This is a genomic window from Peristeroidobacter agariperforans, from assembly GCF_004138335.1.
Lineage (GTDB): Bacteria > Pseudomonadota > Gammaproteobacteria > Steroidobacterales > Steroidobacteraceae > Steroidobacter > Steroidobacter agariperforans.
Window position 1 is genome coordinate 3,070,418 of sequence record NZ_RYFW01000001.1, and the last position, 22,487, is coordinate 3,092,904.

Genomic DNA, 22,487 nt, shown 5'->3' on the forward strand with positions numbered 1-22,487 from the left:
CAAGGTGGGCAGCAATTGCGCCTTCGCTCGTCGCAGAAATCAGAATTCCGAGGAAGTTGTCTGCGGCCACGGTAAGCATCGTCCCGTCGGCCAGAACATACATACAGCTGCCAGTGGTCCCGTCGCAGTTCGCGCCCAACTCCCGCGGGCCGCCGATGTTGTGACACAGCTCTTTCTTCGGGGGCGGTGTTGGCGGTTCGCCAGTTGCGGATGCGAGATTGGAGCGTGCGGTAGCAACGCTATAAAGCGAAATACAAGCCCGCGCCACGCTCGATCGACCATGCGACTCCGATCGTGGCGATGAGCACGGCCGCGACAGGCATGAACGTGCGTTGATAGAAGGTATGGCGTTGTGCGTATCTGATCAGCGGCAGTGCGAGCAGGACGATCGCGCACTGACCCAGTTCGACGCCGATGTTGAATGCGAACAGCGATAGCGCGAGCGAGCCGGTGGGAAGCTGAAGGTCGGCGAGCACATTGGCGAAGCCGAAGCCGTGGATGAGCCCGAAGCTGAATGCGATCCAGGCCGCGGGTCGAGAGACCGCATAGCGCATGCGCAATCCCGCTACCACGATCGAGAGTGCGATCGTCGTTTCGATCAGGCGCGGCGGTAACGATACGAGCTTCAGCGCCGCCAGTGAAAGGGTAATGCTGTGCGCGACTGTGAACGCAGTGACCAGCGTCAACACATCTTTCAACAGCGGCGTCCAGCCGGTTTTCTCATCAGGTGCACGGGTCAGACGCAGACCTGCGGGCAGCAGCAGGGCCAGCAAGAACAAGATGTGATCGAAGCCGATCCAGATGTGCCACACACCTTCGCGAGCCATCGTGACGAACTGTTGCACCGGACTCGCCGCGCCGGCCGATAGCACCGCGCGATTGTTGTCCGGGGAGAGCGCAAATGTCTGCGGAGTGTCCGAACCACGGAACGAGATGAGTCCTCGATGGGTCGCATCCATATCGAAGAACAGCGAGTAGTCGAGGCTCCACGGCGCGACGTTGCGCTCGCAGGTGACCGCCAGCGGCAGAACCGTGTATGCACCATCGCTGAGCTCATCGACGAGCTGCGCTCCGGCACGAATATGACACGGCGATCCGCCCGCAGCTATCGCAAGCCGGCCCAGCGCATAGTTGGCAATCTCGCTGTGCCGAGTACGCACCTCGCCCCACGTGATCTTTCGATCGCCGTCGCGATCCAATCCGATCGCAGGCCCCAGGTCGCGTAGGGCGATGCGCCACTCGCCAGTGAACCCTTCATCAGTCGGCGTGAGTTGCAGGTAGCTGTCACTCGGTTTGTGGGCGTAGACCTGGGGAGCGAGCAGCAGCAGAAGCGTCAGGACGGCGAATCTCATGTCCGGCGCTCCGATGGAATTTGTTTGAGCAGTGGCGTCAGCCGCACATCTTCCAATCCACGCCCGCGAACGAAAGCCGCTACCGGCGCCGCAGCCGCTGGCTGGCGGGCTGCAATCGCCGCGCGGACTACAATGAGCGCATCCGCCGGCTCCCGCTGGCTCTTCCAGTTGGCGAGCGCCGCATCCAGCGCTGCCGACGCCTTGCCTTCGATATCAAGCAGGAATCTCGCGTAGTCGCGCGACGCAACGAAGTCGCCGCGACGCTGATGAGCGGCATATTGTTCGCGAAGCCGTTGTGACAATTGCCCAGCGTTCCCTGCATCGGTCGCGCGCGAGGCGAGGGCGGCGCGAAGTAGCAAATCAGCGTAGTCGGGGTGGCGCTCGAACAGCTCGACGACCTGGCGATACTCGCGCTGCTCCAAAAGAAAGTCAGCAAAGGTCAGCAGCGTATAGGCGTCCACGTCGGTGGCGGCGAGCGCCTGGTCGTAGTGCCGACGGGCTGTGTCGATCTCGCCAAGTCGCGTCGAAATATCCGCGAGCGTCAGCTCGACTTCTCTGTGTTGCCGGGGTTCCATTCCATCCGACCGATCGCGCATTGCCAGCAACTTTCGGTAAGCGTCGCGAGCCACGCCACGATGGCTGCTAACACGACTCATACAATCGGCAGTAATCAGCGGTTCAACCAGCAATGCCAGACTGCGGCAGTCGGCGATGGCTGCGGCGTAATTGCCTTGCACCTGATGTATAGCCGCTCGGGTCAGCCGCGCCTGCGGGTTGCGCGGATCGAGCACAACTGCGTGATCGAGATCCGCGAGTGCCGCTTCAAATGAATGATTGTGCTGGTGGATCTGTGCCCTGAGCAGAATCACGGGCAGCGGAGCATCCTTGAGGTTCCACCAAGGCGCGAGTGCGGACTGCGCGTAGCCCAGATAACGCGGGTCGCCGCTGGCACGAGCTGACTCGATGTCCTCTGACGCTCGTGCCACGACACTCTGCAAATCTCGAGGGCCCGCCGTCGCCGTGCGCGTCCCCGCCGGCACCGTTGCGAGCACCACCGCATCCGATGCCGGCCGATATGGAGCCGCCTGGGCGTGTCTCGGCAAGAGCGCGATACAGACAAAAGCCAGGGCGGCGGGGAGGAGGTGCCGCCCTGGGGAGACAGTGCTGTTATTGAAGCACGTCATCGAAGGCAGTCTCGCTTTCGTCGAACTGGAACTGCAGATCGTTCACGTCGGTGGGCTCTGCCGTGTCCGAGGTCTGGGCCAGTTGTGCTTTGACGAACGAAACGAACGCGGTGTTCGCGCCGGAAGGCGGAGTCGGTGACGGATTGTTGTTCCCGCCACGGTCGCCGTCGTAGCCGCTGCCGCCGCCGCAGCCTGCAGTGAGCGCTGCGACCAGCACCAGATACTTGCGATTGACGTTCATGGATGTGCTCCTTGCTCTTCGTTACTTCGCTCCTGGGCTCGGCGAGCGCAGATACGGGAAGCGCTCATCGAAGTCAGCTGCACTGACTGGCGTGCCATCGGTCAGCGGCGCCTTGTTGTTGGGCGCAACGGTCGCATCGGAGATCAACGCGCCCATGGCCACGCGCAGCTCGATGTCGACGACGTCGTCGCCGGGACGGCGGCCATTCGGGAATCCCGCCGTGTCGCCACCCAACACACCCAGCGTGTGCTGATTGCCAGCGGGCTTCGCAGCGGTGCTGGTGTTCAATCGCATCATCTCCGCAGGCTGCACGTTCGCCGGCTGATTCAATCCCTGCACGCCGGTGAGGAACGCCGCGACGAGATCGGTCCGTGGGAACAGGTTGGGCGCGACAGCTACACCGCTGAACAGGATCTCGAGCAGCTCCGGCAGCGTGGGATTGGTGACGTAGGTGGCAAACTGCGCGTCGTCGCGAGGCTGACTTGCGTTGAACCGATCCTTGTCCTTCAAGCCAATGACGACTTCGTTCACCAGCGGGGCGCTCAGCCGCGAGACTTGCGTCCAGGCGCCGCCCGAGACCTGCGGTCTGCGGTTGTTATCGAAATCGGGCTTCGGATTGAGGACGCGAGCCTGCCGCAAGCTCGCCGTCGTCCATGCGCCGATGATCGGATCGTTGCCGCGAGTCAGGCACGAAATCGGCACTTCGACCGCGAGCGTCGTGATGTTTTGATTGCCGATCGGATTGGCAATCGCGTTCGGCGGCCCCAGCGGGTTGAGATTCACCAGGTCGAACACCGGGCCGAGATTCACGGCGAAGCCTTCCTTGCGCTGGCCGACGAAGGCCCGGCCGCTGCCGCACCCTGGAATCACCACGTCGTAGATGTGATCGCGGGCGTACGTTTCGTAGTTCGCCACGGATTTGGTGCCGATGTAGTCGACCGGCTTGCGGAACCGTGTTTCACCGGAATTCGACGTGATCGAGCGGGAATTGCCGCTGCGACGATTGCCCTGGATGAAATCGATGGTGTATGTCTGGCGCACGTTGAGCGCGCCGGTATCGTCCTGGCCGGGGCCGATGCCGCCGATGTTTTTCAGCGGCACGGACACCATCTGATCGCCGACCGGCACTTTCAGATCGGCCACGACATCGGCGAAATTGAAGCGGAAGGTCAGGTCCTCGCGCGCGTCGCCGTTGTTGTCGACATGGATCTCGTAGATGGCGTCGGATTCCAGATCGAAGTAGTTCGGACCGCCATACGGATCCTGCAACGGCAGGTAGTTGGCGATCAGCGTGACGAAGCCCTCCCGGCCGGCCTCGTAGCTGCGGAACATATAAAAGTCGGTGCCATCCACTCGCGGCATCGTGGTGATGAAGGGGGCTTCCCGGTGGCTGGAAGCCTGGGCCGGCAAGGCGGCCGTCAGCGCAGTTCCTGCCGCGATGGCGGCAAGCACGGCCCGGCGAATTGAGCTGCTCATGTGAGGTATCCTCCTGGCGAGCTGAACATAAGTAGGTGAGCTGCGAGGGGAGTACGAGGAAACGCGCGGGTCGGATGCACCTGGCAAGTTTTTTTTTGTCGTGGGGTGCCTCCGATTGGCGCGCTGCCACGTACATTAGGTGCAAGTCTGGAGGGCGGACCGGGCCGCCGGACCAGTGGACAGGTGGAGTAGATTTGGCGGAGCAAGAAGAACTAGCTCGGCTCTTGCAGGCGACGGCGCGCGGCGATCGCCAGGCCTTCGCTCGTCTATATGAATTGACGGCGCCGAAGTTGCTGGGCGCCGGCGTTTATATGTTGAAGCGGCGTGAATTGGCAGAGGATGTCTTGCAGGACCTGTTCGTGAAGGTTTGGCATCGCGCGTCCGAATACCAGGCCGAGCGCGGCGGCGTGCTCACCTGGTTGTACTCGGTACAGCGCTACCTCGCGCTCGATAAATTGCGCGCGCAGCGTCCGACCCAGGAGTTGGACGAGGACATGTCGGAGACGCTCGCGTTCGAAGGGCCGGATCCATCCGCCATGGCGATGAGTAATGACATGGCCGCACGCGTCCATAAGTGTCTCGACACGTTGACCGACGTGCAGCGACGCAGTGTGACGCTGGCGTTTTTCGAAGGGCTCACTCATGCGGAGCTGACGCAGAAGTTGCAGACCCCGCTGGGGACTGTGAAGAGCTGGATCCGTCGCGGCCTGGTCAGCCTGCAGAAGTGTCTCGAACAATGAGATACGACAACCCACAACTGGTGCAGCGGCTCGCCTCCGAATACGTGCTCGGCACGTTGACCGGCCGTGCGCGTCGTCGCTTCGAGAGCTGGATGCGGGATTCGTATCAGGTTCGTTCCGCTGTGTGGCATTGGGAACGGCAGCTTGGTCCGCTCGCTGAAGCGACCAGCGGCGTGCAGCCGCGAGCTCGTGTTTGGGAGCAAGTGCTCGAACGAACGGGAGGCAAGGCCGCGGCTCAGGCGCAGCGTGAAATCGCACGTACGCGCTGGTTCGAGCGGCTTGGGTTGTGGCGCGGCTTGAGTTTGGTCGCTACTGCTGCAGCAGTGGTGCTTGCTGTGTTGCTCGCACGTTCGCCAACGGAAGTGGCGCCGCAAGCTCAGCAATATGTGGCCGTAGTGAACGGCCCGCAGTCGCAGCCGCTTTGGTTGGTGCGCGCCGATGTACAGCAAGGACGGCTTGCGATCAGATCGATCAACGCGACGGCGCCCGCGCCGGCCAATTCATATGAACTGTGGATTCTACCGGCCGGTGGCGCAGCCCCGCGTTCGCTCGGGTTGTTGCCGACGGGTACGGCGTCCATCGATGCGGAACTGCCCGTCGAGCTGCGCCCGTTGCTCGCGAGCGCGCAGGGCCTCGCAGTGAGTCTGGAACCCGCAGGCGGTTCACCGACCGGCGCCCCGACCGGTCCTGTCGTTTATCAGGCGGCGATTCTTTCTATCTGACAAGCAGGGAGCTGGCGATGTCGCTGCAGCGCTTGTTCGCACGGGTTCGGTGGTTCCTGACTTTGTTTCTTCCGGCGGCGGTGTTGGCAGCGCCGCTGGGTGTATTCGAGGATCACGCGGATATCGGCAAGCCGAAGCTCGCCGGGCATGCGACCTGGAACGCGGCGTCGCAGGAATATGTTCTGACGGCTGGCGGCGTCAACATGTGGGAGAAGCGCGATGAGTTCCACATGGCCTGGCGCAAGCTGCGCGGCGACTTCATCTTGCAGGCCCAGGTGGAATTTCTGGGCAAGGGAGTGGACCCGCATCGCAAGGCCGGGCTGATCGTGCGTAGCAGCCTGGAAGATGACTCGCCGTACGTCGACGGCGCCTTGCACGCCGGAGATGGTCTGACTTCGCTGCAGTTTCGTCGCAGCGGAGGGGCGATCACCGAACAACTGGAAGCGGCCGTCAAGGGCGCGGATGTGGTCCAGCTCGAGCGGCGGGGCAATACATATATATTTTCCGCCGCGCGCTTTGGCGAGCGATTTGTCACGCGCGAGATCGCCGATCTCGGGTTGGGCGAGACGGTGTACGCAGGGCTGTTCATGTGCTCGCACAACGGCGATGTCACGCAGACCGCAGTGTTTCGCAACGTGCGTGTGATTCGCCCGGCCAAGCCCGACTTCGTGCCGTATCGCGACTACATCGGCAGTGTCCTGGAGCTGCTCGATGTGAACACTGGCGTGCGCCGGGTCATTCGTCAGTCCAGAGAGCCGTTCGAAGCGCCGAACTGGACGCCCGACGGCACGGCTTTGATCTACAACACGAGCGGGCGGGGCGAAGGACGAGGGCGTCTGTATCGCTTCGATCTGGCTAGCCGCCAGGCGGCGCTCATCGATACCGGCTTCGCGATTCGCAACAACAACGATCACGTGCTGTCGTTCGATGGCACGATGCAGGGCATTTCGGATCAAAGCACCGACCAGAATCAGTCGACGATCTTCACTCTGCCCGCCGGCGGCGGCGCGCCCAAGCGCATCACACCGCAGACGCCGAGCTACCTGCACAGCTGGTCGCCCGATGGCAAATATTTGCTCTACACCGGCGGACGCAACGGCGAGTTCGACATCTATCGGATTGCTTCCGATGGCAGCGGCACGGAGCAGCGACTGACGAGCGCGGCGGGTGTGGATGACGGTCCGGAGTACACGCCGGACGGTGCGCACATCTATTTCAATTCGGAACGCAGCGGACGCATGCAGATCTGGCGCATGCGCGCGGACGGCTCGGAGCAGCGACAGGTGACGGAAGACCAGCACAACAACTGGTTTCCTCACATCTCACCGGACGGCAAATGGATCGCGATGATCAGCTACGTCGATGAGGTCAAGGCGTCCGAGCATCCGTATTACAAGCGCGTCTATCTGCGTCTCATGCCGACCGCCGGCGGTACGCCAAAAGTGATCGCCTACGTTTATGGGGGCCAGGGCACTATCAATGTGCCGTCGTGGTCGCCGGACGGAAAAATGCTGGCGTTCGTGAGCAATACGGATGAACTGACGCCTTAGACTTCGAAGCGACTGGCGCCGTCGCGATCGCGCTCATATCGTCTCGCGAGCGGAAACGGCGGCAACCAGGACTCCCGGCGGATGGTCCAGAGCTCGTAGGTCGGCTTCAGTCGATCAGGGGCATCCAGCGATCCGAGGTTCACGCCGATCTCGTCGGCGCTGCGTGCGAAAACGGGTGAGCCGCAGCGCGGACAGAAAGACCGCCCGGCGTACTCGCGCGTTTCTCCATCGATGGTTACGGAGCCCTCAGGAAATATCGCAGACGCGTGAAACAGCGCCCCATGATGTTTGCGACAGTCGAGGCAGTGGCACAGGCCGACCCGATACGGCAGCCCCGACGCCACAATTCGCACGTTGCCGCACAGGCAACCGCCGGTGAATTGCTCCATGGCGCGTCTCCTCTGCAACCAAGCGGGCTGAAGATTTACAACGAACCGGCGGTCATTGCAATTGTCGTTCTGCTTCCCCGGCGTAGCGCAACAGCACGTTCGCGAGCGCTTCGGGCTGGCTGAGCGCTGCGCAATGTCCTGCCGCGATTTCGTCGGGAGAGATGCGGAGGCGTTCGTGCACGAGGCGGCGAAGCCAGTCGCTTGGGAACACGCGATCGTCCGTACACAGCACAAAGTGCGTGCGCACATTCGGCCAAACCTCGAGTGGCCAAGGCAAAGTGCCAGGAGTCGAGGACTGCGGGCGTTCGTGACGAAGCGCTTCTTCAGCCAGCTGCCGTGGCACATCGTGATAGAAAGTCACGAACGGATCTTCGTTGCCGGTCAGGCCGCCGTCGCGCGCGGCTTGCGCTCGAACGGCTTCGTTACAGCCGGATGTTTCCCAGTACTCATCGGGGGTTTCGCCGCGCGACGGAATCATCCCAGCTACCAGCACGAGGGCGTCGGTTGGGAGCCGAGCGGCAACCAGCGGTGCGGTGAATCCGCCGTACGAATGAGCCACGACGATCAGATTTTTTCGGTTGCCGATCGCCTCGACGACTGTGTCGGCATATTCCTTTAAACCGGCAGAGTCGTCATCGCACGGAAGATCAGGCGCGACGACATCGTGCCCATGTTTGCGCAGCTGCGCTTCGACCAGGTGCCAGGACCAACCTACGTCGCCAGCGCCATGGATCAATACGAAGGTGCTCATGATTGTTCACCGCCGAGATCGAGCGTCACAGCCTCGCCGGGCCGCCATGCTGCCGCGAGCACAGCGACCAGCATGAGCCCTGCCGCGACTAAAGTGGAGACTGCGAAACCGAATTCCGTGTGCAGCGGACCGAAAGCCGCCGTTCCGACAAAGCCCGCGAGATAGGTGACGCCGCTGTTCAATCCCATGAGGGTCCCGCGGCGCGCCGGATCGATCGCGCTCAAGCGCATGATCAAAACGTTGAGGCCGAAATGATTCGCGAGTCCCCACAGAAACACAGCAATCAGCAGTACTGTGAAACTTCCGCCAAACAAGGCCATGCTCACATACACGGCGCCGGTCGCGAGAAACGCCGCCGGCATCACTCGCTGTGGTCCAAGGCGGTCGACGAGATTGTCCAGCAATGTCGCTGCACCGAAGCCCATGCCATAAACGAGCGCCGCCAAGCCATTCGCACTGACGGGTTGACCGAGACCGTGGTGAAGATAGTCGCCGAGATAACCATAGATGCCGTAGAACGCGGCCATGAACGCGCCGCAGGCAATGAGCAGGGGTTTGATGCCCTTGATCTGGAGTGCTTCCAGCGGCAATGGCGCGGACTGCGTCGCTAGAACTTCACGATATTTGCTGATCGAGAGCATCGCCACTGCCGCCAGCGCGAGGATTGCAATCGCCGCGAACACTGCGCGCCAGTGCACGAAATCCGCGAGCACCGCGGACAGTGCAACACCGACCACCATGCTGAGTGTCCAGCCGGTGAGCACGACACCAATCGTTCTGCTCTCTCGTCCCGGCGGAGCGATGGCGGCAGCACTCGAATAAATTGCCGGCAACGCGATGCCCGACGCGATGCCTGCAACCAGCTGAGAAACAATGAGAACCGACACCATCGGTGACAGCGCGCTCAATGCGAGTGCCGCCGCGAGCAGCGCCAGCGCAATTTGCAACATGCGTCGCGCGCCGATGCGATCAATGTGACGCGCAAGAAACAATGCGCTCGCAGCCGTGCCCAGGCCGAACGCGGCGGCCGCCATCATCACAGTCGGGACGGTGGCGCCGAGGGAGCGGGCGACCTCCGGTGCGATCGGTCCCAGTCCGAGGGAATTCGAACCGATGACCGCCACGCAGCCGGTCAGCACATAGGCCGTTCGAGGAACCCCTGTCGGGGTTCCGATGGTGCCAGCGCGGGGTTGATCTGTGTTCGACATAGTCGCATATTGGCCGAATCTTATTCGGTCACAAGCGGAATCTGCGATATGAACTTAGAAACAGATGACGTTCGGCAGAACGAGGGCCGGACCCGCGAGCTGGACGCCTTCGACCGAAAATTGTTAGGCCTGCTGGTCGAGGACGCGACCCGCAGCTACGCCGAACTGGGCGAGCAGGTCGGGTTGTCGGCGCCTGCCGTGCACGAGCGGGTCAAACGGCTGAAGCGTACCGGTGCGATCCATCAGACCGCAGCGCTGATCAACCCCATCGCTGTCCAAAAAACGCTGCTCGCATTCGTTCATGTCGACACGGCGGGATGGGGCAAGACGCCCGAGCTCCTCGGCATAGCGAAATACCCAGAAGTGGAGGAGATCCACTCGGTCGCCGGCGATACCTGCATGCTGCTCAAAGTGCGCACGAAAGACTCGCGGGCTCTCGAGGGCCTGCTCGCACGCATTTACGACGTACCAGGTGTGATCAAGACGCGCAGCTACGTCGTGTTGTCCACTCACATGGAGCGACCAGTGCAGCCTGCGATCACCACCGAATGGCCCGCGCCGCGCCTGCCCTCGCAGCGTTAACACTCGTAGCCGGGGTGTGAATTCGCGCCCCCTGTCCGCTTTCGCCGTTCCAATCCGTACTCAGGACAAACCACTCGTCGGCCGACTGCCGCGCGTGACCTTGTCAGCGGGAGAGTCTGGGGGAACGGATGAACGTCGTGATGCCTGCGTGGCGCTTTGCGCTGCCGATTTTGTTGCTTGCACTGTGTGGATGTGGCGGCGGCGCCGATTCCGCCGCCGTACCGGGTGGAACATCCGACCCCTCGCCGCAAACTCCTGCGCCGCCTGAAGATCCGGAGCCTCCCGAGGATCCGGAGGATAGCGAAGAGGAGCCGCCACTGGTGCGGATGGAGCCGATTCGAAAGTGGTCGTTCAGCGTGGTCCTCGGCAACAGCTTCCAGATATTTCCCATGGCGTCCGGGACGCAGACCGGCGGCGAACTGCAGGAGCTCATCGACTTCGGTTTCGCCGCCGAAGACCTTGCGATTCCGGCCATCGGCTTCAGCGTGCCCGCCGATGGGTTCGCGACGGGTTATATTTTCGGCACCAATGACGGCGCAACTTACGGGTTATACGCCGAAGCGCCGTTCGCGGCGCCGAACGAGTCTGCGCCGGTGGGGAGCCAGGCTGAGCTCGAGCAACGGCAGTCCTTCATCAAGCGGGCGGAGAATGCGACGCTGGAGTTCACGATCACCTCGATCGTCGCCAGCGGCTTTGCGCAGGCAAATTCCAACTCTGACGCCGAATCGCCGGGCGCGCAGATCAAAAGTCTCGTACAGCTCGACGTCGACGCTTACACACATCAGTCGGGTCGCGTGTTCTATCGGCGCGCTTCCGCGGTGTGGCTGCGCGGGAACTTTCTTGACCCGTGGTTTCCCTTCGTCCAGAACTTCACCGAGACGATTGCGCCGCTGTGGGTGGATGGAAATTTCGATGTCGACACCGGTTTCGCCGTCAGCGACCTCTACGGACAGATTCGCTATGGGGCGCTCTCGTTGCGCGAGCCGCTGACCTTCGCGGTCGACCTGTCCGGGATCGAGGTGGGCGAAACATTCACTCTGCGATCGGCCGCACTCGTGGCCACCGATAACCGGCTGGGCAACGGCAGCCCTCAGGATGGGCAAGCTTCCGCGGCCAACGCCTATTTACGAGATCCGCTGGAGATCGGTGGCAACACTCTCAGGTTCACCGGGTTGGAGCCTGTGACTATCGACGTACCGCCTCCTGAGACAACCACCGCTGCCGAACCGCTACCGTGCTCATCGACACCGAATCCGGATCCCGCTGCGGGGAGTTTGCAGTTCACTGCCGCCAATTACACGATCGATGAATCGGGCAGCATTCCTTTCGATATAGCGGTGACGCGCACCGGTGGCAGCAAGGGTGCCGTGTCCGCAACCCTGATTGCTGCGGACGACACGGCAGTCGCGGGCGTCGACTACACAGCGTTGAACACGAGGGTACTATTCGGTGATGGCGATACCACTCAACGCTTCGTTGCCTTGCGCGCCATCGCCAATGCGGCGGACGAGCCGAACAAGACATTGACGCTGTCGCTGTCGCAGCCGGGTGGCTGCGCCGCGCTCGGCGCGCAGCGTACCGCGACAGTGACCATCGCCGATGACGATAGACCGGCGGCGCAATCTTTCACCATCGGCGGCACGGTCTCGGGATTGGTCGGCACTGGCCTCGTAATCCGCGATAGCAACTTTCTGCCGCTCACGCCGAGCAACGGACCTTTCACATTTCCCGTGCCGGTGCCCAACGGTTTGTCTTATGCAGTGACTATCGTTTCGCAACCGATCAACCCGGCCCAGATCTGCAGTTTGACCAACGCCAGCGGCGTAGTGGCGAACGCGAATGTCACCAACGTGCAGGTGACGTGCGTTACGCCGCCCGCAGTGGCCGGGTTGGATGACAGCTTCGGGAGTGGCGGCAAAGTCACGGTTGGTTTGCCGGGCGGCGCCACCGCCACGGCCTTGCAAAGCGACGGCAAGATTCTCGCCGTCGGCGGCATGCGGCTGGTTCGTTATCAGAGCGACGGCAGTGTCGATGGCGCCTTCGGCACCGCCGGCACGGTCAATGTGACTTTCAACGGTGGCGCCCAGGACGCCGCACAAGATGTCGCAGTCCAGGCGGATGGCAGAATTCTGGTCGCAGGATTTACGCGCGTTGGCGGCAACGAAGACTTCGCGGTCGCACGTTACAACGCCGATGGCACGCCGGACGCCAGCTTTGGGACGGCGGGCCACGCGAGTGTCGATTTCGATGCAGCAGCCGACCGGGCCTGGTCGGTGTTGATACAAAGCGACGGCCGCATCGTGCTGGCCGGCCATGCGGCGAGCTCGACCGTGCTCGGGCTCGACAACGACTTCGCTGTCGCAAGGCTCACCAGCGGCGGTGTGCTCGACGGCAGTTTCGGCGCCGCCGGCAAATCGCGAACAAACATTGCCGGCCGCACTGACATGGGGTTGGCTGCGGCCTTGCAAGCCGATGACAAGATCGTGGTCACGGGTCGCGTCGCTGACAGCGGCGGCGATTTCGAAGACACCGGCGTGGTGCGCTACAACGCAAACGGCACCGTCGACAGCAGCTTCAACGGTGGCGCTGTGCGCGCCACCCTGGCCGTGAACGGCTTGGACGATCAGGGCGTCGACGTGGTCGTGCAGCCCGACGGGAAGATTCTCATCGCCGGCTTTGCGCAAGCCGACAGTGCGGCGCCGCTGGGTCATAGCAGCGCCTTCGCGTTGTCGCGGTTGAATGCGAACGGCAGCGTCGATACTGCTTTCGGCACCGCGGGGCTTGTGACGACGCTGTTCACCGCGCAGAACGATTTCGGCCGGGGCGTTGCTTTGCAAAGCGACGGCAAGATCGTCGTCGTCGGTCAGCGCTCCAATCTGTCGCTGCCGGACTTCGGCATCGTTCGCTATCTCGCGAGCGGTGCGCCAGATGCGAGTTTCGGCACGGCGGGGTTGTTCTCAGTGGACTTCTTCGGCAGCGGCGACGACGCGCGGGACATCCTCGTGCAGCCCGACGGCAAGTTGGTCGTGAGTGGCTCGGCAACCAACGGGTCGAGCACGGTCATGGGAATGGTGCGGATCAATCCTTGACGGAGCGATGCTGTCGGCTCTGTGAGAGCAGAGCCTCGGCCTGCTTGGCCCAGCGGCTATTCGCATCGTAGCTTTGCCAGTAGCGATGCGCAGGTTCGAGAAATGTGGCGGCGGTGGCGGAGTCATTGCGCGCCATCGCCAGCCGCCCCAGTGCAACGAGCAAGTCGGCGCGCGCCGGCGTCATGCGCTCTCGTTGCACGTCGGCGAACAGTGCTTGCGAGCGCAACAGCAGTTGCTCGGCTGCATCGAGCTCGCCGAGCGCGAGTTTGGAGAGCCCTGCTTCGAGCAGCCCGTGGGCCAGATCGCCGCGATGACTCGGCTGCAAGGATGCACCTTCGATGCTTGCGTCCAGCCACCGCAGTGCTTCCTGGTGACGGCCCTGTAAGCGCAGCAGTGTTCCCATGTTACGCATCGCCAGATGTTGAGCACGCGACGCCGAGCGCACCGGTTTGTCGAGCACGGTTTGCAGCACGGACTGGGCCTCGGGAAATCTCTCCAAGCGCGCCAACGCCAGCCCAAGATTGAGTCGCGCATGCGCAGCCTCGAGCGATGTTTTCGCCGTCATGGCCAGCTCGACTGCTTCGGTGAGTCGCGCCTCGGCTTCCGGAAGTTTTCTGGCAGCGAGTAAGGCAGTGCCCAGCAATCGCATCCGGTTGCCATGAATCGCCGAGCCGGGGTCCGCGTGAGCCAGATGTATTGCCAGCGATCGCCTGGCGATCTGCACGGCGACCTCGAGATTGCCGCGATCGGTCTCGGCGGATGTTTGTGCGCTCAGGAGTTCGCCGACGACGCGGCTGTCTGCTCCAAACACCTGTATCGCTCGCGACGCAGTTTCATCATATAGCGCCGCTGCCGCCTCGAAGTCGCCGGCGGAGTGTTGCGACTGGGCGTAGTACATCGCCGCTTCGAGCAGTTTGGGATGCGCCAGGTCGCCGCCATGCAGATTTCGCAGCAGCTCGAATGCCTCGTGAGCGGGCGCCAGGGCTTCCTGGCGACGCTGCGTCAGTGTGAATACGTGACTGAGTTGCTGAAGCGCGGTTGCAACCTCGGCGGAGTTCTCGCCTGGCGCGGCTTTGGCGGCTGCGATCGCTTCGAGCGCGGATTTTTCCGCGAGGCCGTAGTCGGCGCGCACGATGCCCATCGCTGCCTGCTGTGCCTTGGCCTGAGCGAACAGCTTGGTTTGTTTGTTATCGTCGAGTAGCTGGAGCGCGCGCTCGACGGACGAGCTTGCGTCGTCGGTGCGGCCGAGCAACTCATAGCTTCTGGACAGACCCAGGTGCAGGCGAGCGCCGAGCACATCGTCCGTTACGCCTGCGGCTCGTTGCAGCTCCAGCGCCTGCCGGAGTATTCGCACCGAGTCCTCGTGCTGCTGCAAACCAAACATGCTTTCGCCAATGATGTCGAGCAGCTCCAGACGCAGGCGCGGGTCTTCATCTGCTGTCTGTTGCAACCGGCGCTCGGCCTGGCGCAGCAGATCGGCCGCCGAATACACGCGCCCCGTGCTGCTGGCCGGATCGGCCTGACGGAAAACGTCAGCGATGAAATCTCTTGCTCGTTCGGCGCGGCGCTGTTCGACGCGAGCGATCTGCGATTGCCATAGAACGAGGCCTGAGCCGAGCAGCACCGCGACGGCCGCAATGGCCGCGGCCGCCACGGCGACCCGGTTGCGGGAGACAAATCGTCCGAATCGATATGCGGTGCTGTCGGGACGGGCCAGCACGGGTTGCGATGTCAGATGTCGCTCGATGTCATCCGCCAGCGCGTCAGCGGTGCGGTAGCGTTCGCGGCTGTCCTTCTTCAGCGCCTTCAAGACGATGGTGTCGAGATCGCCCCGGAGCCGGTTGCGCAGCGCCGCTGGCGCCACTTCGCTCGGTCGCTTCGGTTCGACTTGCAGGATGGCTTCTTCCAAAGCGCCACGCGATTCTCGTTTTAGCCGATAGGGGCGGGCGCCGGTCAGCAACTCGAACATCAACACGCCGAGCGAATAGACGTCGGAGCCGACGGTGATCGGTTCGCCGCGAATCTGTTCGGGCGAAGCGTAGTCCGGTGTCAATGCGTGCCCGGCCAATTCGGTCAGCTGCGATGGCGTCTGGCTGTCCGCGCCCAGCAACTTGGCGATGCCGAAGTCGAGCAGCCGTACTTCACCGCCGTCCGTCACGAGGATGTTGGCAGGCTTCAAGTCACGGTGCACGATCAGCTTGCCGTGTGCGTAAGCCACAGCTCGTGCCGCTTGCACGAGCAACTGCAATCGCTCGCGAACATCCGCGTTGCGCTCGGTGCAGTAGCGATCGATAGGTTGACCCTCGACCAGTTCCAGGGCGAGATACGGCTGGCCGTCGGCCGCGATGCCGGCGTCGTAGAGGCGAGCGATGTGTGGATGATTCAGGGTCGAGAGAATTGCCCGTTCTCTGGCCAATCGTTCCGGCAGATCGACGCGCCGCCACGTGCCGTGCGGCAGCTTCAACGCCACCGGCCGATCGATCAGCCCGTCGCTGCGGATCGCCAGCCACACCGAGCCCATGCCGCCGATGCCGAGCTCGCGCTCGAGTCGATAGGGCCCGACCACGGCGCCCGCAAGCTGCGCCGATGTCTCGATATCACCAGTAGGAAGCGAGAATCGCGGCAGCTCCGACATGAATGTGCCCGAGGCGAGCGCGTCGGCGCGCGACAGAATTTTCTTCAGGCTGGGTTTCAGTGCGTCGAGCTCGGCCGGGAGCGCTTCGAGCCACTGTTCGCGCTGTGACGACGACAGCTCCAGCGCTTCATCCAGCAAGCGGCTCAGCTGAGCTTTGTCGCGTGCGGTGAGGCTGGGATCGAGCATGCGGATCAGTCCGCGCCGAGCTCGGCTGCCAACAACAGGCGCGCCTTTTCCCAACGGCGCCGCACCGTGCGCTCGGTAACCTGGAGTGCGTCGGCGATCTCGCGCTCCGTCAGGCCGATGAAGTAGCGCATCTCCACGATCTCCACCAGCTGCGCATCGATGGTTGCAAGCTCAGCGAGCGCGTCGTGAATGCGCAGGACTTCTTCTTCACCGGCTGGCGCAGCCAGATCGACTTGCGTATTGAGTGTTACGTCCGCGCCGCCGCCACCGCGCCGGTCGGCCATGCGCATGCGTGCGAAATCGACTACGACCGAGCGCATGACCTGGCCCGCGTAACGAAAGAAATGCGCTCGGTCGCTGACCGTGAGCTCGCGGGCCTTCGCTAGCCGCAAGTACGACTCGTGCACCAGAGCCGTGGTATCCAGCAAAGTCCCGCGCTGATTTCTCGACAAACGAGACCGTGCGATGGTCCGCAACTGCTCATAAGTTGCGTCGAAGATGACGTTGAACGCACGTTCGTCGCCCTGGCTTGCCTGCCGAATCAATTCCGTTAGCGGGAGGTGAGTGTCCATACGCGATGCGGGGATTATACGAGCGCCGGCGCTCGTGTGAAATTCATGCACGAACAGGACTCTTTTTGGTTAAAAATTTAGTGACACGTAATTTGTTGCTAGGCGTTAATTTGTGTGTCACATTATTTTTCGTCACCGCTGCCGGACCGCAGTAAGGCAGTATCCGAGAGGGTTGGGTCCAAGAGAGAACTATGCGACGACTGCGGGGTTCGGTGGGGGTTTTGGCAGGCGCGACGGTGTGCGCCTCGCTTGCACTGGCGGCTCAGGAGCAGCCGCTCGCGGACTATTGGCAATCGGCAGCCAGCACGGATAAAGAGAGCTATGTGCGCGTGCCCATGCCGCCGGGCATCCAGGTCGTCAACACCGAGCTCGAGGGGCCGGTATTCGCCGACGCGAACGGCAAGACCCTGTACATCTGGCCGCTGACCAAGCTGCGCAACGGCGATATCGGCGATCGCAAAGACAGCGGCATTTCCAGCTGTACCGACGAAGTCCAGAAGGTGACCTCGGGCCTGATGAGTCCGTATCCGGGCGGGCTGGTGCTGCCCAATGTCGAGACACGCAAGAGCTGCACGCAGGTGTGGCCGCCGCTGATCGCGCCGGCCGATGCCAAGCCCGTTGGGTCGGGGCACAGCGAGTGGTCCACGATCAAACGTCCGGACGGCAAGCTGCAGTGGAGCTACGGCGGCTATCCCTTGTACACCTCCGACCTTGATAAGAAGCCGGGCGACGTGCTCGGCGGCACGAAAATCCAGCGATCCGGCGACGCGCCCGCGGTTCGTGTCCCGGTCGGCCCGCCGGCGAATGTTCCGCCCGAGTTCGCGGGCACCGATGCCGACCCGAATCGATACGGTCCGCTGCAAACATCCACCGGCCGCCTGCTCACGGACCACAAGGGCTTCTCTGTTTACACGTGGGATGGCGACGAGCCGAACAAGTCGAAGTGCATGCGGGAGTGCCTGAAAGATTGGGCGCCGGTGTTCGCGGCCGTGACCGCCGTGCCGAATGGCGAGTGGGGCGTGATCGAGCGCTCGCCGGGCATCAAGCAATGGACGTTTCGTAAGAAGCCGCTGTACACCTACGTGCTCGACCGCAGCACGCGCAGCCTGGTGGGTAGCGATGTGCCCGGCTGGCACAACGTCTACACCCAGCGCGCGATCGCTCCGCCGAAGGACTTCACCGTGCAGGATTCGATCGCCGGGCAAGTGCTGGCGGATGCGAAGGGAATGACAGTCTACATATATAACTGTGGCGACGATGCGCGCGACCAGCTTGCCTGCGATCATCCCGATACCGAACAGGCGTATCGCCTGGCGATCTGTGGCAACGGCGATCCGAAGCTGTGCCAGGAAAGCTTTCCGTATGTGCAGGCGGCGGCCAATGCCAAGAGCGACAGCAGGCTGTGGAGCGTGATGCTGATCGACCCGAACACGGGCCATCGCGCGACCCAGGGCCAGGCCGGCGCCTTGAGCGTGTGGGCCTATCGCGAGCGGCCGGTGTACACCTGCTCGCAGGATCGTCAGCCGGGCGACGCCAACTGCGATTCCTTCGGTGAATTCAATGGACGCCGCAATGGCTATCGGGCGTTCTGGCTCAGGGACGATTTCGGCAACAGCGCCTACAGTTTCTAGTCGGGAGGCTCAACATGAGATCGAAGCGCATTTCGCTGACGCTGGGTGTGGCGATGAGCCTCTGCCTCGCCAACGCGGCCGACGCTGCGCCGAGGGAAACAAGCCCGGTGCTGGAAAACGGCGTGATCGGCTATGTGATGACCGAGAGAGTCTGGGCCGTGTACGAGACCAAGGACGGCAAGGAAGAGTGCCCGCAGGGCTTCAACGACGGCAATCGCGAAGAGTTCAAGAAAATCTTCCCCGAGGATGGCAAGCAGCGCACGGTGGTCGAGACGCAGCTCAAGCGCGAGGGCGAACAGTGGCACCCCGAAACGGCCACTTACAAAATGCCGTACAAAGAAGTGCAGGGAACGATCTCTTATGGCTTGAACCTGGACGGCAAGGTCGACGCGGACGATTTCACCAGCCCCGAAGGCGAGCCGGGCATCGACAATCAGCTGTATCGCGCCAATGGCTGCATCGCCGGCTATCGCGCCGGCGGCTCGTTCGCGCACTTCGAAAATCTGTTCATGAAGTCGAGCGAAGACAGCCGCGTGCTGATCGAAATCACCGGCGTCGATGACCTGAACAACGACGACGATGTGACGATCACGACCTATCGAGGCTTGGATAATCTGCTCACCGACGCCACCGGCGATGCGTTCGTGCCTGGCGGCACGCAACGGATCGACATGCGCTGGGGCAAGCGCTACATCAGCAAAGCGAAGGGCAAGATCGTGGACGGCACGTTGCTCTCCGCTCCCATGGACACGCTGCTCATTCCTTGGGGCCGCGGTGTTTCTTATCAGTACCAGGTGTTCCGCGGAGCTCGATTCAAGTTGAAGCTGACGCCGCAGACCGCCGAAGGCCTGCTGGCCGGCTACGCGGACGTGGACAGCTACACGCTGCGCAAGAACGAAGGCTGGTCCACTCACCATCAGAGCTACGGACAGTTCTCGTCGATCACGCAGCACCAGGCAATGGACCGTCTCGCCGACGGCTATCCCGATCCGAAGACCGGCAAGAACAGCGCAATTTCCTCGGCCATGCGAGTGAAGTTCACGCAGGTCTTCATCCAGCGTCCCGACCAGGAGCTGGTGAGCAAACGTTGAAGCGGCGCTGCGCGGCCTCACCGGCCGCCGGCAGCTCCACACACGATAGATCGATGGTTGGCTCACGCGCTCGCGCGGACAAGCTGACGGTCTGACGTGCACCATCGATTCAGCATGGATAGAGCAGGGGAGACACAGTTGAGCTCTACACCGGAAACATCTCGATTGTCCGCATCGAGCAGGCGCACGACGCTGCTCGCCAGCCTTGGCGGAGCGCTCGAATACTACGACTTCATCATCTACGGAATATTCGCGGCGGAGATTGCGCGCGCCATCTTCCCCGCGTCGTCCTCATTGGTTTCGTTGATGGCGTCGTTCGGCGCATTCGCGGTCGGCTATGTCGCGCGGCCGGTCGGCGGCATCGTGCTGAGCCACTTCGGCGATCGCTTCGGGCGCCGGCGAGTGTTCGTCATCTCGCTGCTCGGCATGTCCGGCGCGACGCTGGGCATGGGTCTGGTGCCCTCCTTCGAACAGTGGGGGCTCGCGGCGCCCATGTTGATGGTGTTCCTGCGCCTGCTACAGGGCTTCTGTCTGGGCGGCGAACTGCCCGGCGCGATGACGTACGTCGTGGAAGTCGCGCCGAAGCGCGCCGCTTTCGCCAGCGGCTTCGTGTTCTTCTGTGTCATGGGCGGCGTCGTGATCGCGACAGTGCTCAGTCTGGTGATTCAGAGCTTCATGACGCCCGAACAAGTGAGCGCGTACGGCTGGCGGATTCCGTTCTGGATCGGCGGCGCGCTGGGCCTGCTGGGCTTCTGGGTGCGCCGCTCGCTGGAGGAATCGCCCGAGTTCGAGCGGGTCAAGAAACAAGCGTCGTCGAGCCCGTTCGCCGAACTGCTGCGAAATCATCCGCGCCGTGTGCTGATCGGCATCGGCCTGGTCGCGACCACAGGAGCGTTCAACGGCTTGCTGTTCGCGTACATGCCGGCCTATCTCAAGACGGTCTTGAGCGTCGACCCCGGCAAGGCGATCGTGGCTCAGAACATGGCGTTGATCGTCCACAGCTTCGCCTTGCTGGCGACGGCGTGGCTCGGCAGCCGCATCGCGCCCCGCCACCTCATGTTGTTGGGCACGTCGCTGTTCGTATTGTTCTCGTTCGCGTGGTACGACGCCATCGTCGGCAGCACCGCGAATCCCTGGCTGCCGCTCGTGCTGGGCGGAATCGTGGCCGGCCTGTTCAATGGAACGTTTGCTTTCCTGATCGCCGACCTGTTCCCCACGCGCATCCGCTTCACTGGCATTGCGTTGGTGTTCAACATCGGCATGACCTTCTTCAGTGGCGCCGCGCCTCTGGCGGCCACCGCGTTGATTCGCGAGACGGGATCGTTGTCCGCGCCAGCCTATTTCTTGACGGCGGCGGCAGTGCTCGGCGCTCTGGCCAGCTTGTTCGTGAAGCGCTACGAGGGCGAGATCGATCGCGACGGGCAACTCGATGATGAGGTTCCACCGCAAACGGTTCCGGCGAGCGCCAGTTGATCGCAGAGAGTGAAGGAAAAGACATGCACAAAGTTCTGAAAGCAAGCCTGACGGCAGCATTCCTGGCAACCGCAGCGCTGAGCGGGACGGCGCCGAGCGTGGCGAATGCGGCGTCCTCTTCACAGCTGGTCGAGTTCGAGCTGATGACCTGGCCCGAAGTGCGCGATGCCCTCGCCGCCGGCAAGACGACGGCGCTCATCTATACGGGCGGCGTCGAACAGCGCGGTCCGCAGAATGCCAACGGCGGCCACAATCTGATGGCGCGCGCCATCGTGAAAGCAATTGCGCAGAAGCTCGGCAACGCCATCGCGATGCCGGTGCTGCCGATCACGCCGAACAACGCCAGCGCCGAATTGCCTGGCACGATCGGCCTGACGCCCGATCTGTTGGAGGGCGTGCTCGAGCGCATGACGGAGCAGTCGATCACGACCGGCTTCAAGAACGTCGTCCTCATGGGCGATCACGGCGGTGGGCAGGGCGAAGGCGACAAGAATGTCTACCGTCGCGTGGCGACCAGGTTGAACGACAAGTACAGCGCGCAGGGCATTCACGTGTTCTATTGCGACCAGGTGTACATGCCCGCGAACACGGCCTTCGACAAGGAGATTGCCGCCAAGGGTTATCCGCAGAGCTTGCACGGCGGGCTGACGGATACGTCCATCATGATGTACCTCGACAAGGACGGCACGTACGTACGCAAGAACAAGCTGAAGGACGCGGTCGGCATTCCGGTCGGCCCGGATGGCAAGCCGCAGGCTGTGACCGATCCAGCGCTGAAGAACGGCATCGTCGGCGACGGCCGCCGCTCCAGCGCCAAACTCGGCAAGCGCGCATTCGATCTGAAGGTGGAGTACGCGGTGAAGCAGATTCAAGGCTTCATTCCGCCGGCGACCTGACCCAACGCACGGAGCATCCCATGGAGAACGTGACGCCAGTCATCGACGATATCGATCGCAGGATTCTCGTTCTCCTACAGAGCGACGCCTCGCTCCCGTGTAGCAAGATCGCCTCCGAGGTCGGCTTGTCGCAGCCGCAGTGCTGGCGACGCATTCAGCAGTTCAGGAGAGACGGCTGGATCTCGAGCGTGGTCGCGCTGCTCGACCGCACCAAGCTCGGCGTCGGCACTCAACTGTTCGTGCACATCAGGGTCAACAAGAAGGATCCCACCAGTATCGCCGAGTTCTCGCGCGCCATCCGCGAGTTGCCAGAGGTCCTGGAATGCCACGCGATCCTGGGAGCCTTCGATTTCATGTTGCGGGTGGTCGTGCCCGATATAGACGCCTACCACCGCTTTCATTTCGACAAGCTCGATCACGTGCCGCACATCCGCGAGGTGCGTTGCATGACGTCGGTGGCGCAGGTCAAGTACACGACCTCGCTGCCGCTCATGTAACGAGCCGCGGAGCGTTCGAACCGCCGAGATAGTAATTCTCAACGATCCGCTCCGGAGCGGTCGCCGGCGACGAAATATCGTCGTCAAAGCGCGTGTCTGCGCATCGATTTCCGATCACATGACAAGTGCATTTCATCTATCCAGAATAAAAGCTGCTGGTAAGAGTCATGCAGGAAAACGTCGCGCTTCGAAAGATAGTCGTGCGCCGGCCTGCTGCCGAAA

19 protein-coding genes are annotated in these 22,487 nt (G+C 62.7%); 10 read left to right on the plus strand and 9 right to left on the minus strand.

Going from position 1 to position 22,487, the window contains the following annotated elements; all coding sequences use genetic code 11:
* Positions 1-239: 239 nt before the first annotated feature.
* From EK373_RS13290 to EK373_RS13305, 4 genes are all read right to left on the minus strand, one after another.
* Positions 240-1,352, minus strand: coding sequence for a HupE/UreJ family protein (locus tag EK373_RS13290; protein ID WP_129643109.1), 1,113 nt, complete (start codon positions 1,350-1,352; stop codon positions 240-242).
* Complete coding sequence (locus EK373_RS13295; RefSeq protein WP_129643110.1) at positions 1,349-2,338, minus strand: tetratricopeptide repeat protein; 990 nt, start codon at positions 2,336-2,338, stop codon at positions 1,349-1,351. The genes EK373_RS13290 and EK373_RS13295 overlap by 4 nt, the downstream gene beginning before the upstream one ends.
* 181 nt (positions 2,339-2,519) lie before the next feature.
* Positions 2,520-2,777, minus strand: coding sequence for a hypothetical protein (locus tag EK373_RS13300; RefSeq protein ID WP_129643111.1), 258 nt, complete (start codon positions 2,775-2,777; stop codon positions 2,520-2,522).
* Positions 2,778-2,798: 21 nt separating this feature from the next.
* Complete coding sequence (locus EK373_RS13305; RefSeq protein ID WP_129643112.1) at positions 2,799-4,253, minus strand: DUF4331 domain-containing protein; 1,455 nt, start codon at positions 4,251-4,253, stop codon at positions 2,799-2,801.
* Between the two features lie 194 nt (positions 4,254-4,447).
* Here EK373_RS13305 and EK373_RS13310 point away from each other — a divergent pair, with 194 nt between their 5' ends.
* From EK373_RS13310 to EK373_RS13320, 3 genes are read left to right on the plus strand one after another with little or no spacing between them, the layout of a single operon-like run.
* Positions 4,448-4,993 (plus strand): sigma-70 family RNA polymerase sigma factor, encoded by a 546-nt coding sequence (locus tag EK373_RS13310; RefSeq protein WP_157994351.1) that lies wholly within the window; start codon positions 4,448-4,450, stop codon positions 4,991-4,993.
* Positions 4,990-5,715 (plus strand): anti-sigma factor, encoded by a 726-nt coding sequence (locus EK373_RS13315; protein WP_129643114.1) that lies wholly within the window; start codon positions 4,990-4,992, stop codon positions 5,713-5,715. Before EK373_RS13310 ends, EK373_RS13315 begins: the two co-directional genes overlap by 4 nt.
* A gap of 17 nt (positions 5,716-5,732) precedes the next feature.
* Complete coding sequence (locus EK373_RS13320; RefSeq protein ID WP_129643115.1) at positions 5,733-7,265, plus strand: TolB family protein; 1,533 nt, start codon at positions 5,733-5,735, stop codon at positions 7,263-7,265.
* Here the strand turns inward: EK373_RS13320 and EK373_RS13325 are convergent.
* The 3 genes from EK373_RS13325 to EK373_RS13335 are packed head-to-tail and all read right to left on the minus strand — an operon-like array spanning position 7,262 to position 9,613.
* The gene (locus EK373_RS13325; protein WP_129643116.1) at positions 7,262-7,654 is read right to left on the minus strand and encodes a GFA family protein; all 393 of its coding nucleotides are present in this window, start codon (positions 7,652-7,654) and stop codon (positions 7,262-7,264) included. The two genes, EK373_RS13320 and EK373_RS13325, sit on opposite strands and share 4 nt — an antisense overlap.
* A 52-nt stretch (positions 7,655-7,706) precedes the next feature.
* Positions 7,707-8,405, minus strand: a complete 699-nt coding sequence (locus EK373_RS13330; RefSeq protein ID WP_129643117.1) for an alpha/beta fold hydrolase — start codon at positions 8,403-8,405, stop codon at positions 7,707-7,709.
* Positions 8,402-9,613: an MFS transporter gene (locus EK373_RS13335; RefSeq protein ID WP_129643118.1), complete on the minus strand. Its 1,212-nt coding sequence runs from the start codon at positions 9,611-9,613 to the stop codon at positions 8,402-8,404. The genes EK373_RS13330 and EK373_RS13335 overlap by 4 nt, the downstream gene beginning before the upstream one ends.
* A 48-nt stretch (positions 9,614-9,661) precedes the next feature.
* Here EK373_RS13335 and EK373_RS13340 point away from each other — a divergent pair, with 48 nt between their 5' ends.
* Together EK373_RS13340 and EK373_RS13345 are read left to right on the plus strand one after the other, a co-directional pair.
* A complete protein-coding gene (locus EK373_RS13340) occupies positions 9,662-10,195 on the plus strand; it encodes an Lrp/AsnC family transcriptional regulator (protein WP_129643119.1) in 534 nt (177 codons plus the stop codon).
* Positions 10,196-10,323: 128 nt separating this feature from the next.
* Positions 10,324-13,284, plus strand: a complete 2,961-nt coding sequence (locus tag EK373_RS13345; protein WP_129643120.1) for a Calx-beta domain-containing protein — start codon at positions 10,324-10,326, stop codon at positions 13,282-13,284.
* On the opposite strand, the gene EK373_RS13350 is transcribed toward EK373_RS13345, so the two are convergent.
* Both EK373_RS13350 and EK373_RS13355 read right to left on the minus strand, forming a co-directional pair.
* Positions 13,274-16,105 carry a serine/threonine-protein kinase gene (locus EK373_RS13350; protein WP_129643121.1) on the minus strand — a complete coding sequence of 944 codons (2,832 nt, stop codon included), beginning with the start codon at positions 16,103-16,105 and terminating at the stop codon, positions 13,274-13,276. The genes EK373_RS13345 and EK373_RS13350 overlap by 11 nt on opposite strands.
* Positions 16,106-16,110: 5 nt before the next feature.
* Positions 16,111-16,677, minus strand: a complete 567-nt coding sequence (locus EK373_RS13355; protein ID WP_129643122.1) for an ECF-type sigma factor — start codon at positions 16,675-16,677, stop codon at positions 16,111-16,113.
* 191 nt (positions 16,678-16,868) lie between these two features.
* Here EK373_RS13355 and EK373_RS13360 point away from each other — a divergent pair, with 191 nt between their 5' ends.
* The 5 genes from EK373_RS13360 (at position 16,869) to EK373_RS13380 (ending at position 22,265) form a co-directional block, all read left to right on the plus strand.
* A complete protein-coding gene (locus EK373_RS13360; RefSeq protein WP_129643123.1) occupies positions 16,869-18,308 on the plus strand; it encodes a COG4315 family predicted lipoprotein in 1,440 nt (479 codons plus the stop codon).
* A gap of 14 nt (positions 18,309-18,322) precedes the next feature.
* Positions 18,323-19,399, plus strand: a complete 1,077-nt coding sequence (locus EK373_RS13365; protein WP_198683272.1) for a hypothetical protein — start codon at positions 18,323-18,325, stop codon at positions 19,397-19,399.
* A gap of 114 nt (positions 19,400-19,513) precedes the next feature.
* Entirely contained in the window at positions 19,514-20,872 is a 1,359-nt protein-coding gene (locus tag EK373_RS13370) for an MFS transporter (RefSeq protein ID WP_129643124.1), read from the plus strand.
* Between the two features lie 23 nt (positions 20,873-20,895).
* The gene (locus EK373_RS13375; protein WP_129643125.1) at positions 20,896-21,768 is read left to right on the plus strand and encodes a creatininase family protein; all 873 of its coding nucleotides are present in this window, start codon (positions 20,896-20,898) and stop codon (positions 21,766-21,768) included.
* A 20-nt stretch (positions 21,769-21,788) separates the two neighbouring features.
* Positions 21,789-22,265, plus strand: a complete 477-nt coding sequence (locus EK373_RS13380; RefSeq protein ID WP_198683273.1) for an Lrp/AsnC family transcriptional regulator — start codon at positions 21,789-21,791, stop codon at positions 22,263-22,265.
* Positions 22,266-22,487: the final 222 nt, after the last annotated feature.